Source organism: Mesorhizobium sp. M0590 (assembly GCF_040320905.1).
In the GTDB taxonomy this organism is placed as follows: domain Bacteria; phylum Pseudomonadota; class Alphaproteobacteria; order Rhizobiales; family Rhizobiaceae; genus Mesorhizobium.
Map to the genome: position 1 here is coordinate 20,395 of NZ_JAMYQN010000020.1, position 22,316 is coordinate 42,710.

A 22,316-nucleotide genomic window follows, 5' to 3' on the forward strand; every position below is an offset into this window, starting at 1 on the left:
CGGTGCGCGCGGATCGTAGTGAACCCTAGGCGCATCAGCTGCAATGCGTCCACCAACCGTCGGTTGGAAAGAACTAATTCAATCCCGACGGCTGGCCTGGCCTGAACAGGCGCGCGCTCAAGGCTCAGTTTCTTCCCGGGGAGGAGCTTTTTGGTCAGGACAATCAGGATAGGGCAATTCTTCACACGGAGAGGGCCTGTCGCCAACGCTGCGATAATGTTCCGCGAGTTTTGCGAAACCGTAGGCGAAGGCGAAAAGAAGCGCGAGGACAACCGCTATTCGGACGGCCATACCGTATTGTAGCAGGATCCTCCCATTGGAGCGCGCGGCGTTTTGGTACGTTTGAATGTTGAGTTCGAAAAAGGTTGGCTCTAGTTGAATTGCCGTCGTCCGCAGTTGTAAGGGCGAGCGGACGCTTCGAAGATGCCACGCGCTTTCGCCCTTTTCGGGAGAGATGCAATGTCGCTTCAAGGAGTTGCCTGTCCTGCCGAGCTGACCATGTTGACCAAGGCACTTGATGCCCGATGCCGTGAACTAGGCCTCGCTGATGGAGATCCGGGCAGAGAAGTGCTCGGCCGCAGGGTGATGGATTTATTTGAAAGTGGTCAGCTCAGCGCCGAAGATTTGAGACTGGCTCTGAGCGGCGAGATCTTTAACGCCAAAAATCCTCCGGCCGGAGCCAGTGGGCCTTGATACGGCAAGCGGCTATCCGCGCAGCCATTTGAATTACTGGCCCAGCGTCTGAATCACTGGCCCAGCATCGGCTTCCGTTTGCGCAGGAGCGCGTGTGAACAAATGTGATTTTGCGGTCGGTGCCGGACGGGCTAACTTTACCCATCGAACGAAAGAGGAGAATGATCATGAAGACATTCCTCGCAATAGCCGCGGCACTGACCATGTCCATATCAGCTGCCTCTGCGGATTGCCCCGCGCATTCCAAGGTCCAGGCATCGGTCGACACGCAGACGAAGACAGCAAGCGTCGAGAAGGCAGATATGTCGACTGTCACGGACGCTCAGACGATCAAGAAAGAAGAGCCACAGAAGACCGAGTAGCGGTAACGCCCAGCGGATCCCACGACCCGGATAAATGGCTACTGGCACACATCCACCCACTCGGCGTCGACGAGTTCGGCCAGGCATTGCGGGCTGAGCCGCACGGCGGCATTCGTCGCGCCTGCCGCCGGGACGACCTCGTCAAAGGCGCGCAGCGAGATGTCGCAGTAGACCGGGAGCGGCGCCGGTAGGCCGAACGGGCACACCCCACCGACGGGATGATCGGTCGCGGCGAGCACCTGCTCGGCGTCCAGCATTCGCGCCTTGCCACCAAACCGGTCCTTGAATTTGCGATTGTCCAGCCTGGAGATCCCGCTGGCCACGATCAGCATCGTCTGGTCGCCGGCGCGCAAGCAGATCGTCTTGGCTATCTGCGCCGGCGCTACGCCATGCGCTTCGGCGGCCAGAGGCACCGTCGCCGAGCTTGCCTCCGTGACGATGACATCAATTTCGGGCGCGTGTGCGGCGAAAAAGGCGCGAACGGATTCGAGGCTCATCTCCGGCAATTTCCGTCTGGCGTCGCCGTGGCGGCCGGCAAGTCCACTACGTGGCCGAAAAAACGAAGCCCGCCAGGGCGACCCATGGCGAGCTCGTGGAATAAAAGCATGACACGCCGCTACGACACGGATCGCCTTTTGGCAGGCAACACGACTTCGTCAAACAGAGCGCTTTCCGGAAGTTGAAGCGCGGAGGCAATACGCCGACGTTTCGAGGGATCGGCATCCTTGCCGCTTTCAATGTCGGCAATCTCATAGGCTGCCAGCCCGCACGCCAGGGACAGCTCTTCGATGCTGTATCCACGGGCTTCCCGGGCGGTTCGGACGGCACTGCGTTCAGGCGTAACCGCGCTCGCCGCCAGTTCGGAGTAAGGTTCGCGTTTTGCTATTTGGGGCATTGGCAACTCCGTGGGATGAAAGAGTTAGATCAAATCATGTTGTTGCCTGAGACGATCGGGAGAATGCCCGCTCGCCGGTGATTTGCCAAGCATCAAAGATAGCGTCACGGCATCGTGAACCGACGCCGGAATGGATGGCGGATGCCGGCGCGCCGACATCTGGCCGGATCGTCAGCAGACACAGTTCGGAAACGAAATTCTACAGGCCGGAAAAACTGCCGAAAAACTCCAAGGCGATAGTCCCAACCGCAGCGCTCGAGTCACCGACCTGAATCAGTGACGCTCAAATTCCGCCTGCGCAAAAAGGAAACGATGTCATGAACAAGCCTCTTCTCTCCGCCCTTGGACTTGCAATCGCACTTGCCCTCTCGATGCCGATCATCGGCGCAAGCAGCGCGAATGCAACGACGATGCACACCACCGTCAAGAAGCATCACCGCCATCACTACCATCACCGCGTCCACCACTACCGCCACCATCACAAGAAGGTTGTCGCGAAGAAGTACTGAAAACACCCTCGGGCGAACAACCCGCAACCAGGGCGTTCTGGTGCTTGATCAAGGGCGGCGCGCTTGCCGGGCTTTCCGTGTCGGCGAAAAATGGCGGCGGTCCGCTGACCACCGCCATTTGCTTATCTCAACGTGCCGATCTTGAACGCGCTCGCGGTGCTTGTTGCTGCCGGCCGCCGAGGAACAGACTGGCGACGAGCCCGACCAGAACCAGCCCGACAGCGGCCGCCGTCGCCGGGTGATCTCGGGCGGTCTTCTCGATCGCCCGGCCTTGCCTTCTGATTGCCGGCAAGGCGTCGCCGAGGCGCTCAGTGATATCCGAATAATAATCCGACGCGGTATCGCGCCCGTCTTCGTAAAAGGCGCCGCCCCGCTTTAACACGGCTTTCTTCAAGGTGGCCAGTTCCCTGGTCAGGGCCGCGACCTGTTTGTCCAGATCGGTGTCGGAGATGCTCGAAAGCGATGCCATGACGTGCTTCCTTCATCTGTAGAAGGAAGCCTAACGCATGACCCTGAAGACCGTTCCGGTCAGCCCGGCGGGCTCTAGCGAACCTGATCGAGCAGGCGCTTGCATTCCAGGAGGTCGAACAGCGCCTCCTGCAGCAATGCGCGATTGTCACGGGAAAGTTTTGACGTGTCCGGCGGAACCGGACCTTCCTCGTCGGTCTTGCCTATACCGAAAAAACGACGGCTGGGTTTCACCCTCGGCTGGCCAACCAGCATTTCGTCGTCCGGGCCGCGCGGCTGCGCCGCTTGCGTCAGCGGTACCGTGTCGGCCTGTCGGCGCTGCGAGATCGCCTCGACCGCCGCCATGTCGCCACTGCCGACGGCGATCAGAAACTGGTTGCCGTTCTCGCGCAACAGCTTCTGCACGCCCTTGATCGTATAGCCCTGGTCGTAGAGCATATGACGAATACCCTTGATCAGTTCTACGTCCTGCGGACGGTAGTAACGGCGGCCGCCGCCGCGCTTCATCGGCTTGATCTGGTTGAAACGCGTCTCCCAGAAGCGCAGCACGTGCTGCGGCAAATCCAGATCCTCCGCGACCTCGCTGATGGTGCGGAAAGCATCAGGGCTCTTGTCCATGGGCGAATCCTCACGCTAGAGCATGATCGCGAAAGGCGGGAACCGGGTTCGGGCGACATCACGCTTAACAAGGAGAGCAGCTTTCCGTCCCGCCGGAACGGATCACACCCAAATACCGATCCGGCGTACCGAATCGCATCTTATTTCAGCGGTTTATGAAACAATATTCAAGCCCGGCGCAAAAGCAGGGTTCGCTTTTCAACCGAAGCCTGGGGCATGATTCTTGGCAAAGGGGGATTGGGCGGCTACTTGCTGCCCTTGACTTTGCTGTTTTGATGGGAGCGCAGGATACGGTTCTTCAGCACGTTCGACGACTTGAAGGTCATCACCCGGCGCGGCAGGATCGGCACTTCCTCGCCGGTCTTGGGATTGCGCCCGATGCGCTCGTTTTTGGAGCGCACGTGGAAGGTCGCGAAGGACGACAGCTTCACCGTCTCGCCGCGAACGATCGCCTCGCAGATCTCATTCAGCACCGCCTCGACAAGCTCAGCCGATTCAGTACGCGACAGCCCAACCTTGCGGTAAACGGCTTCAGCGAGGTCGGCGCGCGTAAGTGTCTTTCCCCCCATACGAACCGTCCCATCAGCTCAAAAACATAAATCATACAAGCAACGGCAGAACCTAAGTAATTGATCCGTCAAGGTCAAGGACCCGAACCCGATAGTTCGGCACTTACCAGCGGAGCAGGACGGCACCCCAGGTGAAGCCGCCGCCCATCGCCTCGAGCAGTACCAGGTCACCCTTTTTGATGCGACCGTCGGCGACGGCTGCGGACAGTGCCAGCGGCACGGAAGCCGCCGAGGTATTACCGTGCAAATCGACGGTCACCACCACCTTCCGCTCCTCTATCCCGAGCTTTTTGGCCGAAGCGTCAATAATTCGTTTATTGGCTTGATGCGGCACGAACCAGTCGAGATCGGCGGCGCCGATGCCGGCCTGTGCGAACGTCGCCTCGATGACGTCGGTGATCATGCCGACCGCATGCTTGAACACTTCGCGGCCTTCCATCCTGAGGTGCCCGACGGTTCCGGTGGTCGACGGCCCACCGTCGACAAAAAGCTTGTCCTTATGGATGCCGTCGGAGCGCAGGCTGGCCGCCAGAACGCCTCGGTCGGCGATGCCGCCTGCCCCCGTGCCTGCTTCCAGCACCATCGCGCCGGCGCCGTCGCCGAACAAAACGCAGGTCGAGCGGTCGTTCCAGTCGAGAATACGCGAAAATGTTTCCGAGCCGATCACCAGTACCCGTCTGGCCAAGCCGCCGCGGATATAGAGGTCGGCGGTCGTCACTGCATAGACGAAGCCGGAGCAGACCGCCTGCAGGTCGAAGGCAAAACCGTGGTGCATGCCGAGCCGGTTCTGGATCTCGACCGCGGTCGCGGGAAAGGTGTTGTTGGGCGTCGAGGTCGCCAGCACGATCAGGTCGATGTCGTCAGCCGTCAGGCCGGCGCTGTCGAGGGCTGCGCGCGCTGCCGCCTCGCCCAGCGAGGCCGTCGTCTCGTCGTCGGCCGCAATGTGGCGCTGCCGAATGCCGGTGCGCTGGACGATCCACTCGTCCGACGTCTCGACCATGCCTTCGAAATCGGCATTCTTCATAATGCGGCGGGGCAGCGCGGCGCCCGTGCCGCGCACGACTGATCTGATCAATGCTCTTTCCTATTCCTTTGCGTCGATGACGACGTCGGATTTCCGGATTGTCTGGGCATTCGGATTGCGGGCATGGAACAGGTCGAGATCGGCTTCGATGCGGTCAAGCAGATTGTTGCGCACCATGTCGTAGCCAAGCTCGATCGCCGCCGCAAAGCCATCCGAATCAGCCCCGCCATGGCTTTTCACCACGATGCCGTTCAATCCGAGGAAGACGCCGCCATTGGAGCGGCCGACATCCATCTTCTCGCGCAGGCGATCGAAGGCGGTCTTGGCGAAGATATAGCCGATCCTGGCCATCAGCGTCCGGTTCATCGCCGCGCGCAGATAGCCGGCGATCTGCCTGACGGTGCCTTCCGCCGTCTTCAGCGCGATGTTGCCGGCAAATCCTTCGGTAACGACGACGTCGACACTGCCCTTGCCGATGTCGTCACCCTCGACAAAGCCATGGTAGTTCATCGAGGCCATGTTGGCCTCGCGCAACATACGACCCGCCTCCTTGACCTCTTCCTGGCCCTTGATCTCCTCGACGCCGACATTGAGCAGGCCGACGCTCGGCCGTTCGATGCCGAAAACCGAGCGCGCCATGCCGGTGCCCAAAATGGCAAAATCAACCAGTTGATGCGCATCCGCGCCAATGGTGGCGCCGACGTCCAGCACCACGCTCTCGCCGCGCAATGTCGGCCAGAGCGCCGCGATTGCCGGGCGATCGATGGTCGCCATGGTGCGAAGGCAGAATCTGGACATTGCCATCAGCGCGCCGGTATTGCCGGCCGAGATGCAGGCGTCGGCAGTGCCTGCCTTGACCGCCTCGACGGCCTTCCACATCGATGACTTCCAGCGGCCATGGCGCAGCGCCTGGCTCGGCTTGTCGTCCATCCGCACTGCGATCTCGCAGTGGATGAACTCGCTCACTTCCGCCAGCTTGGGGAATTTGGCGAGTTCGGGCCGTACCACTTCTTCGCGCCCATAAATGACGAAGCGTATATCCGGACGGCGGGTGGCGACAGTCATGAGCGCCGGGATGACCACGCTTGGCCCGTGATCGCCGCCCATGGCATCGATGGAAATCCTGATCACGCGGTGTTCATCTCACGGTTGCTTGGCCAGCGGGCTTGCCAAGGTGCGGGGCTCGCGAAGGTTCGGCGAAAATAACGGTTTTGGGCTGCCGCACAACCAACTTTTCTCAAATTGGGTCAGCTATCAGGATTTTCCCAACAGTGATCTGAGCTTTTGCTGGAATTCATTCTCCACAGGCTCGGCATCGCCGGCGGCCTCCAGCGATACACCCGGCTTGCGCGGATATGGATCGATCGCCAAGCCAAAGAACTGCTCGGCAAGCGCCCCGACGTCGATCGCATCGCCGGAAAAGGTTTCCGGGCTGTCCGGGCCTTCGGCGTCGAGCAGGATCTCACCGCCGCCGTCGAAACCTTGCCGCCCGAGCTTGGATTGCTCCGGCAGGAACAGCGCTTCGACCGGCTCATCGATATGCGCCTTGACCGGGTCGAGGGTGACGATGCAGGCCTGCGTTATATCGGCCTCGACATGGCCGCTGACTTTCACCCCGTTGCGCTTCCAGGGCTCGACCAGGAGTTCGGCGCGATAGTTCTCGACCGAAAGCAGCTCGTGCTCGACGGCCAGCAGGGCGCGCTGCCCAGCGTCGGCATCGATGACCACCGGCAGCCCCTTTTGCGGCAGCCGGGCGACATTTGCCAGGAATGACACTGGGCTGTGGGTATCAGGGTGTTTCATCTTCGCCTCCACTTCGCCACCTTCATCGGCCTGCCGTCGCTCAAGCGTTGGCCACGGGAAATGCCACCGTTCCGGAAACGATCGATTCGGTCGGCTGTTCCGCGAGTTGCCTTGATGCATCGGCGGCATAGAGTGCCAGTTGCGACGCTTGCGGCCAGGCGCCGGCATCCGGCCTGACATTGCGGGCAAGGGCGGCGGCGAGTGCATCATGGTCATTTCGTTGCAGCGCATCATCATAGGCGGCGGTACGGCCATAGAACATCTTCGCCAGTTTCCGCATTCGCTTCGGCACGCCGACGTCGCCAATGCCCAATTCACGCAACGAATGTTCGACATCCATGAAGAACTCGTCGATCAGCACCTGCGCAACCTCTGCCGCAGCACCGCCCTCGCCGCGCAACCGGTGCTGGAACAGGAACATGTGCAACGACAGCATCTCGAAGCGGCCGAGCGGCGTGTCCGGCACGTTCCAGGCGGAATAAAACACCGTTTGCCGCGCCGCCGCCACGATTTGTGCGTAAAGCGCCTCGGTGATGGCGCGGTTGGCATGTCGTTCGTGGCCAAAGAGGCGCTGGAACATTTGAGGGTGGTCTCCCGGGACCGTTTGTTGAAGTGGCCTTGTTGCATCGGCAAGCAAGCTGGTTTACCGGTTTTGCGGCCCAGCGCAAGTTGCGGCCAGCTTATGGAGTTGTAGTTGCGCGCGCTGAAATTCAAGTCGACTTTCCTGCCCAGGCCCGGCGGTGCGGTTTCGCTGCTGGTGATCGCTGCGGCGCTTTCCGCCTGCAATTCGTCCAAGATGATCGGCGATCTCAATCCGAGCGAGACGCTGACGCAAGGCTACGTCATCGACCAGCAGGCGATCGACCTGGTGCCGGTCGGCTCAAGCCGCGAACAGGTGCTGCTGGCGCTCGGCACTCCCTCGACCAAGGCGACCTTCGATAACGAGGCCTTTTATTACATTTCTCAGACGCGCAAGCGCTATGTCGCCTTCGACAAGCCGCGGCTGGTCGACCAGCATGTGCTGGCGGTCTATTTTGGCGATGACGGGCGCGTCACCCAGATCGCCAATTACGGCTTGAAGGACGGCAAGGTGTTCGACTTCATCTCGCGCACCACGCCGACCGGCGGCAAGGACCAGAACTTCCTCAGCCAGATCATCAGTGGCGCCAGCAAGCTGGCGCCTGGTGTTCCCGGCGCCAGCGGCGGCAGCACGCTCGGCGGCTCCTGATCCGCCCGAGGGTGTCGGCTTCCTTCCGTTCCTTTCGCTTCCCTGTAAGCGGCATATCTCAGGCAATGAAAAACCCGCGGGAGCGATCCCGCGGGTTTTTGTCTTAAGGCCATAGCGACCGAGCTTAGCCGTGCGCGAGAACGGCCAGCAACAGCAGCGCGACGATGTTGGTGATCTTGATCGCCGGATTGACCGCTGGGCCGGCAGTATCCTTGTAGGGATCGCCGACCGTGTCGCCGGTCACCGAAGCCTTGTGCGCTTCGGAGCCCTTGATGTGCTTGAGGCCGTCCTTGTCGACGAAACCATCTTCGAACGACTTCTTGGCGTTGTCCCAGGCGCCGCCGCCGGAGGTCATCGAGATGGCAACGAACAGGCCGTTGACAATGACGCCGAGCAGCGAGGCGCCGAGCGCGGCAAAGGCGGATGCCTTCGAACCGGAGATCAGGAGGACGCCGAAATAGACCACCAGCGGTGCCAGCACCGGCAGCAATGACGGAACGATCATCTCCCGGATCGCTGCCTTGGTCAGAAGGTCGACGGCGCGCGCATAGTTCGGCTTCGAGGTGCCGGCCATGATGCCCGGATCCTCGCGGAACTGCTTGCGCACCTCCTGGACGATAGCACCCGCGGCGCGGCCGACGGCGGTCATGGCGATGCCGCCGAACAGATACGGGATCAGGCCGCCGAAGATCAGGCCGGCGACGACGTAAGGGTTGGAGAGGTCGAAGGAGACGTCGCCCATGCCCTGGAAGTACGGGTATTTGTCGCCATTGGCGGCAAAGAACTTCAGGTCGTTAGAGTAGGCCGCGAACAGCACCAGCGCGCCGAGGCCGGCCGAGCCGATGGCGTAGCCCTTGGTTACCGCTTTGGTGGTGTTGCCGACAGCGTCAAGCGCGTCGGTTGACTGGCGCACTTCCTTGGGAAGGCCGGCCATTTCGGCAATGCCGCCGGCATTGTCGGTGACCGGGCCGAAGGCATCGAGCGCGACGATCATGCCGGCGAGGCCAAGCATCGTCGTCACCGCGATCGCCGTGCCATAGAGGCCGGCAAGCTGGTATGTCGAGATGATGCCGCCGACGATGACGATCGCCGGCAACGCCGTTGCTTCCAGCGAGACCGCGAGGCCCTGGATGACGTTGGTGCCGTGACCGGTGACCGAGGCCTGGGCGATGGAGTTCACCGGACGCTTGCTGGTGCCGGTATAGTATTCGGTGATCACCACGATGAGGCCGGTCACCACAAGGCCGACCAGGCCGCAGATGAACAGGTTGGTGCCGGTGATGGCCATGCCGGCGACGGTGCCGATCTCACCCCAGCCGATGCATGCCGAGGTGGCCACGGCAAGGCCGACAATTGACAGCAGGCCGGTGACGATCAGGCCCTTGTAGAGCGCGCCCATGATCGAGCCGCTGGAACCGAGCTTGACGAAGAAAGTGCCGACGATCGAGGTGAGAATGCAGGCGCCGCAGATGGCCAGCGGATAGAGCATGGCCGCGCCGAGAACGGCGGTGCCACCGAAGAAGATGGCGGCGAGGACCATGGTGGCGACCACCGTCACCGCATAGGTCTCGAACAGGTCGGCGGCCATGCCGGCGCAATCGCCGACATTGTCGCCGACATTGTCGGCAATGGTGGCCGGATTGCGTGGATCGTCCTCGGGAATGCCGGCTTCAACCTTGCCGACGAGATCGCCGCCGACGTCGGCGCCTTTTGTGAAGATGCCGCCGCCGAGACGGGCGAAGATCGAGATCAGCGAGGCGCCGAAGCCGAGCGAAACAAGCGAGTCGATGACGACGCGATCGTCGGGCTGCAGACCCATGAACTGGGTCAGGATCAGGTAGTAGATCGAGACGCCGAGCAGGGCCAGGCCAGCAACCAGCATGCCAGTGATGGCGCCCGACTTGAAGGCGATCTCGAGGCCGGCAGCGAGGCTGTTGGAAGCCGCCTGCGCGGTGCGCACATTGGCGCGCACCGAGACGTGCATACCGATGAAGCCAGCGGCGCCCGATAGAACGGCGCCGATCAGGAAGCCGATGGCGGCGGTGATCGAAAGCAGCCACCAGGCGAGCAGCAGGACCACGACGCCGACGATGGCGATAGTGGTGTACTGGCGCGCCAAATAGGCCTGCGCGCCTTCGCGGATGGCCGCGGAAATTTCCTGCATGCGTGCATTGCCCTGATCGGCCGCGAGGACCGAACGTGTCGCCCAGATGGCGTAAAGGACTGAAAGCAGACCGCAGGCGATGACAGCTGAAAGTATGGTCATTGCCGAATTTTCCTCGATTGGTGGCCCAAAAGAACCCCTCCCCGGGCCGTTGAGACAGGGGACGAATTTTCCGCAACCGGAATCCGTCCCTTCGCAGCGGCTTATGCGAAACAGGGCTCGGAACGTCAAGATATTGTTCCGTTCCTGTCCGGCTTTCGCCCAAAAGATCCCGGGTTTCGTCCAAAAGGCTGGACGGCAGTGTGCGCCTGTCGACACTGCCATCCGGTTAGATCGGTTGAAATCGGCGAACGGCGGTCAGGCTTTACGTGGGTCGCCGTCCGGCTGGACGACGAAGACCAGCACCACCAGCATGGTCATGTAGAATTTGAACGCTGCCTCCTGACCATTCCAAATCGAAGACTGCCACATGGCGAACCACTCGCCGCCAACGACCATGAAGCCGAAATACCAAATGAGGAAGCCCATTGTGGCGGCAATGATGGCGAACTTCTTGGCATCGTTGAAAGCCTGTCCGCTCGCGTTGCGCGCCTGCCAGAGTTGCCAGGCGGCGATTAGGTAAAGCAGGCAGGTCAGCGCCTCGCCAATGATGATCAGCCAGTAGCCAGCCGTCCACAAGGCCGGGTTGGTGATCGAGCGGTACATCAGTGCATTGCCGGGAAAGGTCGTGTCCATGCTCAGCACATGCTGGACAAAGGCGAAGTTTGAGCCGTAATCGGTGATGTTGCCGAAGGCGACGAGGAAGGCGAAAGCCGCCAGACACAAACACATGACGATCTTGGAGAAACGCGCGGTCATGGCAAGAACTCCTGCTGAAAGATCGGGGCATCGCACTCATCAATCGCCGAGTCCCGAAGATCGCGCAACGGGTGGGCCAGTGATCATCGTGCTCACAGCCATTGCGAGACATTATGCCGGCAAGCAAGACATTGCCGAGACTGTCGAAGCCCTCGATCTCGACAGTGATTGCGCGGTGGGCGACTTGGTCTCTGTGGTTAGAGCCGACACACAGCACGATTTCGCCATCATCCGCCGCCGCTGGATCACCGGCGAGACGGGCACAACGCTGGAACTGACGCTCGATCATCCGACGCGGTCGACCGGCCACTGAAAAAAGACCGAACTTCGCCCCGAGACGCTACTCGGGCTCGCGTCCCATGCGCCGGGCGGTATAGCGCTCGACCGCCGACAGCCCGTCATAGATCAGCACGGCAAGGGCGGCGACGATCAGGCCACCCTGCAGGATGAAGGCGAGGTTGTTCGACAGCAGGCCTGCGATGATCACCTCGCCCAGTGTCCTCGCCGCTACCGTCGAGCCGATGGTCGCGGTGGCGAGGCTGATCACCACCGACAGCCGGATACCACCGAGAATGATCGGCGCGCTGAGCGGCAGCTCGACCTTGACCAGTCTTTGCCAGCCGGTCATGCCGGCGCCACGCGCCGCCTCGACTACGTTGGCCGGCAGCGTCGTCAGGCCGGTCAGCGCATTCTCGAAGATCGGCAGCAGTCCGTAGAGAAACAGCGCAATCAGCGTCGGCTTTTCGCCGAAGCCGACGGCCGGCACGGCAAGCGCCAGCACCGCCACCGGCGGAAAGGTTTGGCCGATATTGACCAGGCTGCGCGACAGCGGCAGGAATTCGGCGCCGGCTGGCCTGGTGACCAGAATGGCGAGCGCGACCGCAACGATCGTCGCGGCAACCGTCGCGATCAGCACGGTCCGCAGATGCAGCAGCGTCAACGTCAACAGGCTGCCCTGATTGTAGATTACCGGCGCGTTGTTCTCTGTCAGCGGCCTCAGCAGCGGTTCGAACCAGCCGGGATTGGCGACGAAGGCAATAAGCACCACCACCAAAGCAAGCCTGAGCAGCGACGGAAGCCAGGCTTTCATGCCGGCCTCGCCGCGCGCTTAACCAGCCCGTCCACAGTGACGCGGCCAAGCGATTTGCCGTCAGTATCTTTCACCGGAAGTGCCGGGCGGCCCGACCACAGGAGTTCGGCCAACGCGTCGCGTTGGCTGGCATCACCGGGGATCGCCTCGCCTTCGGCCGTGCCTTTTTCCACCGCGTCGCGCACCCGGCCAAGCGACAACAGCCGGAACGGTTTTTCGCTGGCGCCAACCAGGGTCTCGACAAACGCGCTGGCCGGTTTCGCCAGTATCTCGGCCGGCGCGGCATATTGCACTACTTTGCCGCCATCCATCACCGCGATCTTGTCGCCCATGTGAACGGCCTCTTCCATGTCATGGGTGACGAGGATGATGGTGGTGCCGAAGCGTTTCTGGATCGCCAGCAGATCCTCCTGCGCCTTGTTGCGGATGATCGGGTCGAGCGCGCCGAACGGCTCATCCATCAACAGCACGTTGGGTTCCGCGGCAAGCGCCCGGGCGACGCCGACGCGTTGCTGCTGGCCGCCGGAAAGCTCATGCGGATAGCGTGGCCCGTAGGCTTGCGGGTCGAGCTGGTATAGCGTCATCAGCTCGTCGACGCGGGCCTTGATGCGGTTGGCGCCCCAGCCGAGCAATACCGGCACAGTGGCGATGTTCTGCGCCACCGTGCGATGCGGAAACAGGCCGTGGCCCTGGATGGCATAGCCGATGCTGCGACGCAGCTCATAATCCGGGACCGAGCGGTTATCGACGCCGTCGAGCTTGATCACGCCCGATGTCGGCTCGACCAGCCGGTTGATCATGCGAAGCAGCGTCGTCTTGCCGGAGCCGGAGGTGCCGACGATGACGGCGATGCTGCGCGGCTCGATTACCATCGACACGTCGTCGACGACTGTCGTCTCGCCGTAGCGCTTGGTGATGCCTTCGATCTCGATCATGCCGTTTCAACCCTGCGCTTGCTGGCGCTCATTTCGATCACTGCATCGAGGATGATGGCAGCGGCGAAGGCCAGCACCACCGTGGGAACAGCACCGAGCAGCACCAGGTCCATCGCCGTCTGGCCGACCCCCTGGAATACGAACACGCCAAAGCCGCCGCCGCCGATCAACGCGGCAATTGTGGCGAGGCCGATATTCTGCACCAGCACGATGCGGATGCCGGTGAGGATCACCGGGAAAGCCAGCGGAAACTCGACGCCGAACAGCCGCTGGCGGTCGGTCATGCCCATGCCGCGCGCTGCGTCGTTGGCGGCACGCGGCACACCGGCGAGGCCGACCACGGTGTTGGCCACTACCGGCAGCAGTGAATAGAGGAACAAAGCGACGAAAGCCGGCGCCGTGCCGATGCCGCGAATGCCGAGCGCGGCAGCTCCCGGCACATGCGAAGCGACCCAGCCGAGCGGTGCAATCAAGAGGCCGAACAGCGCAATCGAAGGAATGGTCTGGATGATGTTCAGCACGTTGAGCACACCGGCCCGCAATTTCTCGACGCGGTGGCAGAGGATGCCGAGCGGCAGGCCGATAATCACCGCTGCCGCCAGCGAACCCAGCGCCAGCGTCACGTGCTTGGAGCCTTCCGCCCAAAAACTATCGGCGCGATTGAAATATTCCTTGAGGATCGACAGGCTATTCCAGCTTCCCGAGACGAGCAGCAGCCCGATCGCCGCGGCGGCGACAACAAGCACGCCGATCCGTGCCTGCGGCGACAGGTTCAGCCGCGTAAGCACGTCGGCGAGCAGAAGGGTGAAGGCGAAGATAAGCAGCCAAAAGCCCGAAGCCGGCGAGATACGGGCGAAGGTGTTGCCGGCAGGTGTCAGGAAACTGCCGGCGACGCCGATCAGCAGCGCCAGCGCTGCAAGCGCAACCACACTGGCGGCGAGGCGCAGAGCAAGCGGCGTTTTCAGCAGCGCAATGAGCGCCGCTGCGACAACAATCGCCATCAACAGCGGACCGACCGTCGCAGACAAAGATTCGAGGATCGAGCGCGCCTCGCCGGGTACGATGCGATTGGCGCGGAACGTGGCGAATGGTGCCGCAAAAGCCGCATAGGCTGATATCGCCGCGATGACCACGCCGAGCTTGTCGAACCGGATGCGCACGCCCTCCCCCATCGGCCGATCCGGCGCACCTCGAAAGCGGAGCGCCGGAATCGCCTTACTTCAGGAAGCCGTTCTTTTTCAAAAAGTCCTCGGCGACGCCCTTGACCGGCTCGCCGCCGACCTGCACGCGGCCATTCAACTCCTGCAGCGTGACAAGGTCGAGCTTGGCGAACACCGGCTTCAGCAGTGTCTCGATCTCGGGATGCTCCTTCAGCACCGCCTCGCGGATGATCGGCGCCGGCTGGTAGACCGGCTGCACACCCTTGTCGTCTTCAAGCACGACGAGGCCGGAGGGCGCGATGCCGCCGTCGGTGCCATAGACCATGGCGGCGTTGGCGCCGTTGGTCTGGTTGGCTGCGGCGGCAATGGTGGCCGCCGTGTCGCCGCCGGACAGCGTGATCAACTGGTCCGGCTTCAGCGTGAAGCCATACGTCTTCTGGAAAGCGGGCAGCGCGGCCGCCGAATTGACGAACTCGGCGGAGGCCGCCAGCACCACCTTGCCGCCGCCCGAGACATATTTGCCGAAGTCGGAAAGGGTGACGAGCTTATTGGTATCGGCGACCTCCTTGCGCAGGGCGATCGCCCAGGTGTTGTTGGCCGGTGACGGTGACAGCCAGACGATCTTGTTGGCGTCGTAGTCGAGCTTCTTGGCAGTCTCGTAGGCCTTGGCGGCGTCTTTCCACACCGGATCGTCGGCCTTCTCGAAGAAGAAGGCGGCGTTGCCGGTGTATTCCGGATAGATGTCGATCTCGCCGGCTGTAATCGCCTTGCGCACCACAGGTGTGCCGCCGAGCTGGATACGGTCGGTAGTCTGGATATTATTGGCGTTCAGCACCAGCTGGATGATATTGCCGAGCACACCGCCCTCGGTGTCGATCTTCGACGACACCACCACCTGGGCACTCGCCGAGGCCAACGCAATTCCGAGCGCCAGTACAGCGCCGGCCAGAATCTTGATTGAAAACATCTCACAAATCCCTTGCTGTGAACCGGAATACGGCTGCCGCATATGAGCATGGCTTCGATGCCCCGTCGGGGTACACGGTTTCATAAGAGGGGGGATGGGCGCAATAATTTTGTTCGGATGTGAGTGAATCCGCTGCCGCGACGTCCCGACAGGGTGACGTCAGTTGGCCGCGCGCAAGCCCGTCATCTTCAACACGCCCAGTGCCACGAAGCACAGCACGACGACCGGGAAAATCATCCAGTTCAACATCTCCCAGCCCCAGGCATTGTAGACCGCCCCCGACATCAGCGAGGCGAAGGCGACGGAGCCGAACAGGACGAAATCGTGAAAACCCTGGACCTTGCCTTTTTCGGATGACTGGTAGCTGTCGGCCACCATGGCGGTGGCACCGATGAAGCTGAAGTTCCAGCCAAGGCCGAGCAGGATCAGCGCCGTCCAGAACTGCCACAGTGCCAACCCTGACAGCGCCACTATGGCGCAGCCAATCAGCAGCACCAGGCCGATGGCCACGATCCGCTCAGCGCCGAAGCGATAGATCAGCGACCCCGTGAAGAAGCTCGGCGCGAACATCGCCATCACATGCCAGGAAATGCCGAGCGTGGCGTCGTCGGTCGAAAGGCCGCAGCCGACCATGGCCAGCGGCGCGCCCGTCATGACGAAGCTCATCAGCGCGTAGCTGCCGACGGCGCAAAACAGCGCTGCGACGAAGCGCGGCCTGGTGACGATTTCCGAGAGCGGCCGGGCGTCGCTGTCGGCGATTTCCACCTTGTCGGTTGCCTTGGCCGGGATGCGCAACAAAGAGAGAATGGCGGCGCCGACCGCCGCCAGCACCAGGATGGACGCAAACGAGCCGGCAAACTTCACCGGCGAGAACAGGTCGCCGGTGAAGATGACGATCTGCGGCCCGAGTATGGCGGTGACGATGCCGCCGGCCAGCACGAAGGAGATGGCGCGCGCCTTGAATTCAGGCGGCGCATTGTCGGCGGCGGCAAAGCGGAACTGCTGGACGAAGGCGCCTCCGATGCCGATCACGGCCAAGCCGAAAGCGAATAGCCAGAAGCTGGCATGAAACAGCGCCAGCGTGGCGACCAGCCCGCCAAGCGCCGTGACCGCTGTGCCGGTCATGAAGCCGTCGCGCTGGCCGAGCCGGCGGATGATCGCCGCGGCCGGCAGGGAACCGAGCGCCACGCCGACATTGAAGCCGGTGATCGGCGCGGTTGCCAGCGACTTGTCAGCGTCGAGCAGGTACTGCCCGGCCAATCCGCCCATGGAAATGGCGATGGGTGCGGCCGAGCCGATGATCGCCTGCGAGGCTGCGAGGATGAAGGCGGTGCGACGCGCTTCCTTGCCCGCCTCAACGGCGACGACAGCAGTCATGAGGGGTCCTTGCCCCGGCCCTCGCCACGCACCCGGCGCGACACGCGATCAAGCACCGCATTGACCAGTTTCGGCTCGTCTTCTTCGTAAAATGCCTTGGCGATGTCGACATATTCGGAGACGATGACCGCCACCGGCACGTCCTCGCGCTGCATCAGCTCGTAGACGCCGGCGCGCAATATGGCGCGCAACGTCGAATCGAGCCTCGACAGAGGCCAGTCCTCGGTCAGCGCCTGTCGGATGACTGGATCGATGGTCTTCTGGTGCTCGACAACGCCGGCAAGAATGGCGCGAAACCACTGCGCATCGGCTTCGCGATAGAGCGCGCCATCGACTTCCTTGCCGAGCCTGAACGCCTCGTATTCGGCGGTGATCTCAAACACACCGCTGCCGGCGACGTCCATCTGGTAGAGCGCCTGCACGGCGGCCAGACGGGCAGCACCGCGCTTGTTGGCATGGCGAACCGCAGGCTGGCCGGGCGAAGCGGGTTCGCTCACGTTCGCTCTCCCAGCTGTTCCTTTAGAGCGATCATGGTCAGCGCCGCACGCGCCGCAAAGCCGCCCTTGTCGCCTTCCGAACGTCTTGCTCGCGTCCATGCCTGTTCGTCGTTTTCGGTGGTCAGGATGCCGTTGCCGATGCAGACCGCATCCTGCACGGACAGGTCCATCAGGGCACGGCTGGATTCATTGGCGACGATATCGAAATGATAGGTGTCGCCGCGGACCACCGTGCCGAGGGCGACGAAGCCGTCATAGTTCGTCCCGCCTTCGGAGGCACCGTCGAGCGCGAAGGAAATCACCGCCGGGATTTCGAGCGAGCCCGGAACAGTGACGACATCGTATGTCGCGCCCGCTTCCTCGAGGGCCTTTGTCGCGCCTTCGAGCAACGCGTCGGCAAGGTCGTCGTGAAAGCGCGCCTCGATGACAAGAAGGTGGGCCTTCTTCTTCGGACGGATGAACGCTTTGCCGTGTTGGGATGTGCCTGCCATAGATGTCTCCGGGGATCGCCGGTGACTTAGGCCGAAGCCGGTTTGATCGCAAGCGGAAGATTGCCGAAGGAACTTTCAAGGCCAACTCGGCGGCGGTCGCATCAGGGAATGGGCTTTATGGACGAGCGCCTCAAAGTCCCTCCTTCGCCGCCTCCACCAGTCGCGCCGCGTAGCGGGCCATGGTGTCGATCTCGAGGTTGACGCGGTCGCCGACCTGTCGCTCGCCCCAGGTGGTGACGGTCAGCGAATGGTGGATCAACAGCACGTCGAAGCGGGTGCCCTCGACCTTGTTGACGGTGAGCGAAGTGCCGTCGAGCGCGACGGAACCCTTGGGGGCGATGAATTTGGCAAGCTCGCGCGGTGCTTCCAGGGTGAAGCGAACGGCGTCGCCCTCTTCCTTACGCGCCACGATCTCGGCCATGCCGTCGACATGGCCGGACACTATATGGCCGCCAAGCTCGTCGCCGATCTTCAGAGCCCGCTCCAGGTTGATGCGCGTGCCGGATTTCCAGCCCATCGCGGTCGTCAGCCTGAGTGCTTCTTCCCAGGCCTCGACCTCGAACCAGCGTGCGTTGGCGCCGTCTTCCGGCAATCCCGTCACCGTCAGGCAGACGCCGCCGCAGGAAATCGAGGCGCCGATGGCAATGGTCTGCGGATCGTAAGCGGTGTCGATACGCAAACCGACGCCTTCCCTGAGCGGCTTCACGGCGGCAACGGTGCCGACGTCGGTGACAATTCCTGTAAACATTACTTTGGCCCAGTGAACATCAGTTCGGTCCTAGATGTCTCTTGTCCATTCGGCATACGTGTCTTCGCCGAAACGCATGTCGCGCAATTTACGAAACCCCGGCGAGATATGGTTGGCATCGACCGGCGATGCAATGCCGTCCCCGCCGATCGCATCCGGCCCCTGAAACAGCACGATGCGGTCGACTAGGCCTTCCTCAAGGAACGCCTTGGCCACCTCGGCGCCGCCCTCGACCAGCACGCTGGCCATGCCGAGCGCCGCCAGATCCTCGAGCAGTTCCGGCAACGCAATATCGCCTTCATACGTCTCAGTGCCGATGAAGCGCACGCCGGTGCGTTCGAGCGCGGCCCGCCGACGTGGATCGGCCTCGGCACAAGCGGCGACATAGAGCGGGACCCGGTCGACGCCGGAAACCAGTTTCGAGGTCTCCGGCAGCCTGATCTGGCGGTCGAGCACGATGCGCGCCGGCGAACGGTTCTCAAGTCCCGGCAGCCGCACCGTCAGTGCCGGATCGTCCTCCAGCGCGGTGCCGATGCCGATCAATATGCCGTCCGCTTCGGCGCGCATCAGATAGACTTCGCGTCGGGCGATATCGCCGGTGATGGAGACCTGTCCCTCGCCTTTCACGCCGATCTTGTTGTCGCTCGAAAGCGCAAGTTTCAGGATCACTTCCGGGCGTTTTTTCAGAGATCGAATTAAATAGCCGGCCATCTGCTCCGCGGCCTCGGCCGCCAACACTTTTTCCACCACTTCGACGCCGGCGGCACGCAAGATTGCATAGCCCTTGCCGGAAACACGCGGGTCCGGATCGCTGGCAGCGCCGACCACACGCGCCACGCCGGCACTGACCAGCGCATTGGCGCAAGGCGGCGTGCGGCCGTGATGAGCGCAGGGCTCCAGCGTCACATAGGCGGTGGCGCCGCGCGCCAGTTCGCCGGCCTCTGCCAAAGCCCCGGTTTCGGCATGCGGCCGGCCACCGACGGCAGTGACACCGCTGCCGACGATCATCGGCCCGTCGCCGTCATCGCGCACGATCAGCGTGCCGACGGAAGGGTTGGTCGAGGTCCGCCCGGCATTCTTGCGCGACAGCCTGAGGGCTGCCGCCATATAGCGGCGATCGAGGACCTCTTGCTCAGCCGTGCTGCGTTCGGACCCTGCCATGCTCAGCTGGCGTCCTCTTCGCTCTTCAGCTCTTCGCCCTTGGGCTCGTCGGTTTTGAGCTCGTCGCCTTTGAGTTCGCCCAACACGTCGTGGAAATCCTTGGCCTCGCGGAAATTGCGGTAGACGGAGGCAAAGCGCACATAGGCGACATCATCGAGCGACTTAAGCGCCTCCATGACCAGCCGGCCGACTTCCCCCGAGGCCACCTCGGTCTCGCCCGAGCTTTCGAGCTGGCGCACGATGCCGGTCACCGCCCGGTCGATACGTTCCGGGTCGACATTGCGCTTGCGTACCGCGATCTCGACAGAGCGCAGCAACTTGTCGCGGTCGAACGGCACCTTGCGTCCAGACTTCTTCACCACGACGAGATCGCGCAATTGGACGCGCTCGAAAGTGGTGAAGCGGCCGCCGCAATCCGGGCAGACGCGCCGCCTGCGGATCGCTGCACCGTCTTCGGCAGGGCGCGAATCCTTCACCTGCGTATCTTCGGACTGACAGTAGGGACAGCGCATGGAGAGCCTTCGGTTCGCGATTCTCGTAGTGCGAACGGCTTAGAGGTTTTTGCCACGATGGCAAAGTATGGCCGATGACCGATCGCGCCTCAGAGATAGCGAGGCACGAGGAAAATTGCGAGAGCGGCAATCAGTTGGACGGCAATACGCCAATCAGGGAGCGACGTCGCCGGTCGGGAAGCCGCAGGACGTGCCGAGATAGCGATAGGCCTTGGTGAAGCCGTCCATCGATATGGTCGCGACCGGCTTGTCGGCGAAGCTGACATCGAGGGCGCTGGTACGGCGCATGGCACGCAGTATGGCAAGCGTGGTCTCGGGTTTGTTGTCCATCATCCACTGTCCGTCGGCGATAATATGAAAACCAGCCTTGATCTTGTCGTTGACGTCGCGGAACACCGCCGGGATGTTGTCCCCCTTGGGCAAGTCACTGTTTCTCACGGCGATGATGAGGCTCGGATAGCCCTCGGGTGGCAGTACGTCGCCATTCGAGATGGCCAGCGTGAGGGTGCCACTGGTGCCGTTAGCATCGAAAAAGACCGTCGAGGCGGCGCAGGTCTTGCGCACATCCTCACCGGTGTTGACCTCGTCCACCGTGGTGGACCACCTGCCGAAGGTCTCTGTCTTGGGTGCTGCCGGCGTCGGCTCGGTCTGCGCCAACGCCGCGCCGAGTAGCTGAGAGGTCGCTAAGGTGAGCAAGGCAGCGCCAACACTGGTGAAACGGAAAATTCGCATCATCATCAAGCGTCTCCGAGATGCAACCGTGGCCAGTTGATCGGCGCCGTCACAGTTGGGGGAACGACGCCCTGCGTCAACCAAGATACGGGTAAAGCGGAAAACGATCCGTCAATGCCGCCACCTTGGCCTTCGCGGTTGCCTCGACGGCCGCATTGCCTTCGTCGGAATTGGCGACCTTCAGTCCATCCAGCACTTCGGCGATCAGCTTGCCGATCTCGCGGAACTCGGCCTGACCGAAGCCGCGCGTGGTGCCGGCCGGCGTGCCGAGCCGAACGCCCGATGTCACGAAAGGCTTTTCCGGATCGAAGGGGATGCCGTTCTTGTTGCAGGTGATGTTGGCGCGGCCAAGGGCAGCCTCGGCGCGCTTGCCGGTGGCGTTCTTGGGACGCAGGTCGACCAACATCAGATGGTTGTCGGTGCCGCCGGAGACGATGTCGAGACCGGTTTCCTGCAGACTGGAGGCCAGCGCCTTGGCATTGGCGACGACGCTCTCCGCATAGATCTTGAAGCTCGGCTTCAGCGCCTCGCCCAGAGCCACCGCCTTGGCGGCGATCACATGCATCAGCGGTCCGCCCTGCAGGCCGGGGAAGACGGCCGAATTCATCTTCTTGGCAATATCCTCGTCATTGCAAAGGATCATGCCGCCGCGCGGCCCGCGCAGCGATTTGTGCGTCGTGGTGGTGACCACATGGGCATGCGGCAGCGGCGACGGATGCATGCCGCCGGCGACCAGGCCGGCGATGTGGGCCATGTCGACCATCAGATAGGCACCGATCGAATCGGCGATCTCGCGAAAACGCTTCCAGTCCCAGACACGTGAATAGGCTGTGCCGCCGGCCAGGATCAATTTCGGCCTGGTCTCATGGGCGGTCTTCTCGATCGCATCCATGTCGAGCAGATGATCGTCCCGGCGCACGCCATAGGAGACGACCTTGAACCATTTGCCGCTCATATTGACCGGCGAGCCATGTGTCAGGTGTCCGCCGGAATTGAGGTCGAGGCCCATGAAGGTGTCGCCGGGCTGCAGCAACGCCAGGAACACCGCCTGGTTCATCTGGCTACCGGAATTCGGCTGGACGTTGGCGAAGTTGCAGCCGAACAGCTTTTTCGCGCGTTCGATGGCCAGTTCCTCGGCGACATCGACGAATTGGCAGCCGCCATAGTAGCGCTTGCCCGGATAGCCCTCGGCATATTTGTTGGTCATGATCGACCCCTGTGCCTCGAGCACGGCACGCGAGACGATATTTTCCGAGGCAATCAGCTCGATCTCGTGGCGCTGGCGGCCGAGTTCGTTGCGGATTGCGCCGAAAATCTCGGGGTCGGCATCGGCAAGCGTGGTTTCGAAAAAGGATTCGAATTTGTTCGACACTGCCGCTGCTGTTGCCATGGGCTGAAATCCTCAAGGTTCGGAGTCTGTCGCGCCATTAACACAGTTGCTTTCGGCCCGCCACG

General features: G+C 62.4%; 28 protein-coding genes. 5 read left to right on the forward strand and 23 right to left on the reverse strand.

Going from position 1 to position 22,316, the window contains the following annotated elements:
* Positions 1 to 459: 459 nt before the first annotated feature.
* Together NKI52_RS26280 and NKI52_RS26285 are read left to right on the forward strand one after the other, a co-directional pair.
* Positions 460 to 693: a hypothetical protein gene (locus tag NKI52_RS26280; protein ID WP_352471996.1), complete on the forward strand. Its 234-nt coding sequence runs from the start codon at positions 460 to 462 to the stop codon at positions 691 to 693.
* A 167-nt stretch (positions 694 to 860) separates the two neighbouring features.
* Positions 861 to 1,055: a hypothetical protein gene (locus tag NKI52_RS26285; RefSeq protein WP_023674517.1), complete on the forward strand. Its 195-nt coding sequence runs from the start codon at positions 861 to 863 to the stop codon at positions 1,053 to 1,055.
* Between the two features lie 38 nt (positions 1,056 to 1,093).
* Here NKI52_RS26285 and NKI52_RS26290 read toward each other — a convergent pair whose 3' ends face one another.
* Positions 1,094 to 1,552 carry a YbaK/EbsC family protein gene (locus tag NKI52_RS26290; RefSeq protein WP_352700271.1) on the reverse strand — a complete coding sequence of 153 codons (459 nt, stop codon included), beginning with the start codon at positions 1,550 to 1,552 and terminating at the stop codon, positions 1,094 to 1,096.
* Positions 1,553 to 1,671: 119 nt separating this feature from the next.
* Complete coding sequence (locus tag NKI52_RS26295; RefSeq protein ID WP_352456593.1) at positions 1,672 to 1,950, reverse strand: helix-turn-helix domain-containing protein; 279 nt, start codon at positions 1,948 to 1,950, stop codon at positions 1,672 to 1,674.
* Between the two features lie 317 nt (positions 1,951 to 2,267).
* Here NKI52_RS26295 and NKI52_RS26300 point away from each other — a divergent pair, with 317 nt between their 5' ends.
* Positions 2,268 to 2,459, forward strand: coding sequence for a hypothetical protein (locus tag NKI52_RS26300; protein ID WP_352700272.1), 192 nt, complete (start codon positions 2,268 to 2,270; stop codon positions 2,457 to 2,459).
* Between the two features lie 127 nt (positions 2,460 to 2,586).
* On the opposite strand, the gene NKI52_RS26305 is transcribed toward NKI52_RS26300, so the two are convergent.
* The 7 genes from NKI52_RS26305 to NKI52_RS26335 form a co-directional block, all read right to left on the reverse strand.
* Entirely contained in the window at positions 2,587 to 2,928 is a 342-nt protein-coding gene (locus NKI52_RS26305; RefSeq protein ID WP_023674512.1) for a hypothetical protein, read from the reverse strand.
* Positions 2,929 to 3,002: 74 nt separating this feature from the next.
* Positions 3,003 to 3,545 carry a MerR family transcriptional regulator gene (locus NKI52_RS26310; protein ID WP_023674511.1) on the reverse strand — a complete coding sequence of 181 codons (543 nt, stop codon included), beginning with the start codon at positions 3,543 to 3,545 and terminating at the stop codon, positions 3,003 to 3,005.
* Positions 3,546 to 3,790: 245 nt separating this feature from the next.
* The gene (locus tag NKI52_RS26315) at positions 3,791 to 4,114 is read right to left on the reverse strand and encodes an integration host factor subunit alpha (protein ID WP_023674510.1); all 324 of its coding nucleotides are present in this window, start codon (positions 4,112 to 4,114) and stop codon (positions 3,791 to 3,793) included.
* A gap of 103 nt (positions 4,115 to 4,217) precedes the next feature.
* The gene (locus NKI52_RS26320) at positions 4,218 to 5,189 is read right to left on the reverse strand and encodes a beta-ketoacyl-ACP synthase III (protein WP_023674509.1); all 972 of its coding nucleotides are present in this window, start codon (positions 5,187 to 5,189) and stop codon (positions 4,218 to 4,220) included.
* A 9-nt stretch (positions 5,190 to 5,198) separates the two neighbouring features.
* Positions 5,199 to 6,269 carry a phosphate acyltransferase PlsX gene (plsX, locus tag NKI52_RS26325; protein ID WP_352449317.1) on the reverse strand — a complete coding sequence of 357 codons (1,071 nt, stop codon included), beginning with the start codon at positions 6,267 to 6,269 and terminating at the stop codon, positions 5,199 to 5,201.
* Between the two features lie 123 nt (positions 6,270 to 6,392).
* Positions 6,393 to 6,941: a YceD family protein gene (locus NKI52_RS26330; RefSeq protein ID WP_352571459.1), complete on the reverse strand. Its 549-nt coding sequence runs from the start codon at positions 6,939 to 6,941 to the stop codon at positions 6,393 to 6,395.
* Between the two features lie 40 nt (positions 6,942 to 6,981).
* Entirely contained in the window at positions 6,982 to 7,521 is a 540-nt protein-coding gene (locus tag NKI52_RS26335) for a ubiquinol-cytochrome C chaperone family protein (protein ID WP_352456591.1), read from the reverse strand.
* A 114-nt stretch (positions 7,522 to 7,635) separates the two neighbouring features.
* Between NKI52_RS26335 and NKI52_RS26340 the strand changes: the two genes are divergently transcribed.
* Positions 7,636 to 8,169: an outer membrane protein assembly factor BamE gene (locus NKI52_RS26340; protein ID WP_352449315.1), complete on the forward strand. Its 534-nt coding sequence runs from the start codon at positions 7,636 to 7,638 to the stop codon at positions 8,167 to 8,169.
* 124 nt (positions 8,170 to 8,293) lie between these two features.
* On the opposite strand, the gene NKI52_RS26345 is transcribed toward NKI52_RS26340, so the two are convergent.
* Entirely contained in the window at positions 8,294 to 10,435 is a 2,142-nt protein-coding gene (locus NKI52_RS26345) for a sodium-translocating pyrophosphatase (protein ID WP_352456590.1), read from the reverse strand.
* A 255-nt stretch (positions 10,436 to 10,690) separates the two neighbouring features.
* Entirely contained in the window at positions 10,691 to 11,191 is a 501-nt protein-coding gene (locus NKI52_RS26350; protein WP_352571460.1) for a DUF2165 family protein, read from the reverse strand.
* A gap of 79 nt (positions 11,192 to 11,270) precedes the next feature.
* Between NKI52_RS26350 and NKI52_RS26355 the strand changes: the two genes are divergently transcribed.
* Positions 11,271 to 11,504, forward strand: coding sequence for a hypothetical protein (locus NKI52_RS26355; protein WP_023674502.1), 234 nt, complete (start codon positions 11,271 to 11,273; stop codon positions 11,502 to 11,504).
* A 27-nt stretch (positions 11,505 to 11,531) separates the two neighbouring features.
* Here the strand turns inward: NKI52_RS26355 and NKI52_RS26360 are convergent, their stop codons facing one another.
* The 12 genes from NKI52_RS26360 to glyA form a co-directional block, all read right to left on the reverse strand.
* On the reverse strand, positions 11,532 to 12,281 hold the full coding sequence (locus NKI52_RS26360) for an ABC transporter permease (protein WP_352456588.1): 750 nt from the start codon (positions 12,279 to 12,281) through the stop codon (positions 11,532 to 11,534).
* Positions 12,278 to 13,216, reverse strand: a complete 939-nt coding sequence (locus tag NKI52_RS26365; RefSeq protein WP_352571461.1) for an ABC transporter ATP-binding protein — start codon at positions 13,214 to 13,216, stop codon at positions 12,278 to 12,280. The genes NKI52_RS26360 and NKI52_RS26365 overlap by 4 nt, the downstream gene beginning before the upstream one ends.
* The gene (locus tag NKI52_RS26370; protein WP_352571462.1) at positions 13,213 to 14,388 is read right to left on the reverse strand and encodes an ABC transporter permease; all 1,176 of its coding nucleotides are present in this window, start codon (positions 14,386 to 14,388) and stop codon (positions 13,213 to 13,215) included. The genes NKI52_RS26365 and NKI52_RS26370 overlap by 4 nt, the downstream gene beginning before the upstream one ends.
* Positions 14,389 to 14,431: 43 nt before the next feature.
* Positions 14,432 to 15,343: a glycine betaine ABC transporter substrate-binding protein OsmF gene (gene osmF / locus NKI52_RS26375; protein ID WP_352571463.1), complete on the reverse strand. Its 912-nt coding sequence runs from the start codon at positions 15,341 to 15,343 to the stop codon at positions 14,432 to 14,434.
* Positions 15,344 to 15,502: 159 nt separating this feature from the next.
* Entirely contained in the window at positions 15,503 to 16,720 is a 1,218-nt protein-coding gene (locus tag NKI52_RS26380) for an MFS transporter (RefSeq protein WP_352525292.1), read from the reverse strand.
* Positions 16,717 to 17,217: a transcription antitermination factor NusB gene (nusB, locus tag NKI52_RS26385; protein ID WP_352571464.1), complete on the reverse strand. Its 501-nt coding sequence runs from the start codon at positions 17,215 to 17,217 to the stop codon at positions 16,717 to 16,719. Before nusB ends, NKI52_RS26380 begins: the two co-directional genes overlap by 4 nt.
* Positions 17,214 to 17,708 (reverse strand): 6,7-dimethyl-8-ribityllumazine synthase, encoded by a 495-nt coding sequence (gene ribH, locus NKI52_RS26390; RefSeq protein ID WP_352449305.1) that lies wholly within the window; start codon positions 17,706 to 17,708, stop codon positions 17,214 to 17,216. Before ribH ends, nusB begins: the two co-directional genes overlap by 4 nt.
* A 130-nt stretch (positions 17,709 to 17,838) precedes the next feature.
* A complete protein-coding gene (locus tag NKI52_RS26395; RefSeq protein WP_352449304.1) occupies positions 17,839 to 18,456 on the reverse strand; it encodes a riboflavin synthase in 618 nt (205 codons plus the stop codon).
* Between the two features lie 30 nt (positions 18,457 to 18,486).
* Positions 18,487 to 19,617: a bifunctional diaminohydroxyphosphoribosylaminopyrimidine deaminase/5-amino-6-(5-phosphoribosylamino)uracil reductase RibD gene (ribD, locus tag NKI52_RS26400; RefSeq protein ID WP_352571466.1), complete on the reverse strand. Its 1,131-nt coding sequence runs from the start codon at positions 19,615 to 19,617 to the stop codon at positions 18,487 to 18,489.
* Between the two features lie 2 nt (positions 19,618 to 19,619).
* Positions 19,620 to 20,129, reverse strand: coding sequence for a transcriptional regulator NrdR (nrdR, locus tag NKI52_RS26405; protein WP_352571467.1), 510 nt, complete (start codon positions 20,127 to 20,129; stop codon positions 19,620 to 19,622).
* 153 nt (positions 20,130 to 20,282) lie between these two features.
* On the reverse strand, positions 20,283 to 20,861 hold the full coding sequence (locus tag NKI52_RS26410) for an invasion associated locus B family protein (RefSeq protein ID WP_502896681.1): 579 nt from the start codon (positions 20,859 to 20,861) through the stop codon (positions 20,283 to 20,285).
* Between the two features lie 76 nt (positions 20,862 to 20,937).
* On the reverse strand, positions 20,938 to 22,251 hold the full coding sequence (gene glyA / locus NKI52_RS26415) for a serine hydroxymethyltransferase (protein ID WP_352571468.1): 1,314 nt from the start codon (positions 22,249 to 22,251) through the stop codon (positions 20,938 to 20,940).
* Between the last annotated feature and the right edge of the window lie 65 nt (positions 22,252 to 22,316).